This is a genomic window from Chamaesiphon sp. OTE_8_metabat_110, from assembly GCF_031382685.1.
Classification (GTDB): Bacteria; Cyanobacteriota; Cyanobacteriia; order Cyanobacteriales; family Chamaesiphonaceae; genus Chamaesiphon.
Genome location: NZ_JANMZA010000581.1, coordinates 1 through 2,054, shown reverse-complemented (window position 1 = coordinate 2,054; position 2,054 = coordinate 1). Strand labels below are relative to the sequence as shown.

Sequence of the window (2,054 nt, the reverse complement as noted above, 5' to 3'; positions counted from 1 at the left end):
GAAAGCATCAGCTACAGTCGGCGAATAGTAGAAAGTCATCGCAAAACCAGTAGCGAACTGGATTACGAAGCAGACTAAGGTGATCCCACCAAGGCAGTAGAAGATATTAACATGGGGTGGAACGTACTTACTAGCAATATCATCGGATAGTGCTTGGATTTCGAGACGTTCGTCAAACCATTGGTAGGTTTTACTGTTTGTGACTTGCTTGGTAAACATTGACGGGTGCCGTGCTTCTCTCTAATGTCGTGTTATATATTATAACGCCAGTAGGATGTAGATCCCAATGGCTCAAAATAATGGCAGGGTTAAGATGTACTATGCCAAGCAGTGATGTGCTAAACACATGTGCTTATACCAAATATGCCCAAAATTGTTTAATTTGGTAATATCTGGTGGCAGGTCACTCATAATACCTCTACAAAATTTAACACACCTCGAAAGGAGAGTGGTACCGATCGTGAGAGCTAGTTTTTGGTTTGGTTGGATCTTGAGTCTGCAAGTGGCTCTATTTTGGCTCGGGAACGTACCTCCAGCCGCTGCTTTTACCACGGAGCAACAATTGGTGTTGCAGGCATGGCGGACGGTAAATCAGGCTTATTACGATAACGGCTTCAATCATCAAAATTGGTGGTTGGTAAGAGATCGTACTCTCAAGCAACAAATTCCTAATGAGGAAGCGGCTTACCAAGCAATTACCAAAATGATTGCTAGTTTGGACGAACCATTTACACGATTGCTGCGCCCGGAGCAATATCGCTCTTTGCAAGTGAACACGGCAGGAGAACTGTCTGGAGTGGGCTTACAAATCGGCGTGAAGCCCGGTAGTAAGCAAATTGAGGTAATTGCTCCCATTGCTGGTTCCCCTGCCGCTCAAGCCGGAATATTGCCCCATGACACGATCGTCGAAATCGATGCCACTCCCACAACAGAATTAACACTGGACACCGCTGCTGTGAAAATGCGCGGCGCGACGGGTACAAATGTCAGTTTACTCATTCAAACCGCTGCAAACTCTCCTCGCGAGGTAATTTTAATCCGGCAAAAAATCGAACTCAATCCCGTTACCGCCGAACTGCACACCGAAACGGTCGCAAAATCGGCTATCTGCGCCTCTCCCAATTTAGTGCCAAAGCTGCCAAAGAACTGGGGGAGAATATTACCAAATTCAAACAACAAGGCGCGACTGCTTACATTCTCGACTTGCGCAACAATCCTGGCGGACTGGTACAAGCTGGGGTCGAGATTGCCCGTCAATGGCTCAATGATGAGCCGATAGTCTACACTGTTGACAGGCGGGGTGCGATCGATGAAATCGATGCCAATGGTACTGCTCTTACCGATGCACCCTTAGCCGTACTAGTCAACGAAGGGACTGCCAGTGCCAGTGAAATCCTCGCTGGAGCCTTGCAGGATAATCGACGCGCTACACTGATAGGTACCAAGACATTTGGCAAGGGCTTGATCCAATCTTTATTCGATCTCCCCAATGGTAGTGGTTTAGCCATCACCGTCGCCAAATATGAAACTCCCAACCATCACGATATCCACAAATTGGGCATCACACCCGATCGCATCGTACCCACTCCCGAAATTGGGCTAGAATCGATCGCTACAGCAGCAGATACTCAGTATTTAGCAGCAGTTAAAGAATTAGGCTTTGGGCTTTAAATGTTAGGCTTTGGGCTTTAGATGTTAGGCTTTAGGCTTTGGGCTTTAGTAGGGTGGGCACTGCCCACCACAAAGGTTTCAGCTTTAGGCTTTAGTAGGGTGGGCGCTGCCCACCATCAAGGTTTCAGATATTTACATCATTGTAACTAATTAGATATTTCTGCTTGTAAATGAAAAATTATAAATAACACATTGACACTTTTATGATGGATGCACAAAGCTTACAAGAACGGGTTTTACAGGTAGAGAATAAAATATCATTGTTACTCAATATTCAAACAGATCCGACATTGAGTTCCTTATCGATCGATATAGATCAAGAATTAATAGAAATTGACGATCTGATGCGCGAGTTTCGACAAACATACCCAAATTGCGTTTTC

1 protein-coding gene and 2 pseudogenes are annotated in these 2,054 nt (G+C 45.5%); 2 read left to right on the top strand and 1 reads right to left on the bottom strand.

What is annotated here, in order from left to right:
• Positions 1 to 219: pseudogene (petB, locus tag RMO52_RS21030) on the bottom strand (cytochrome b6); the annotation flags it as partial.
• Positions 220 to 457: 238 nt separating this feature from the next.
• Here petB and ctpA point away from each other — a divergent pair.
• Positions 458 to 1,671 (top strand): annotated as a pseudogene (gene ctpA / locus RMO52_RS21025) (carboxyl-terminal processing protease CtpA).
• Positions 1,672 to 1,874: 203 nt separating this feature from the next.
• On the top strand, positions 1,875 to 2,054 hold a 180-nt coding region (locus tag RMO52_RS21020), incomplete at its 3' end, for a hypothetical protein (protein ID WP_310418199.1).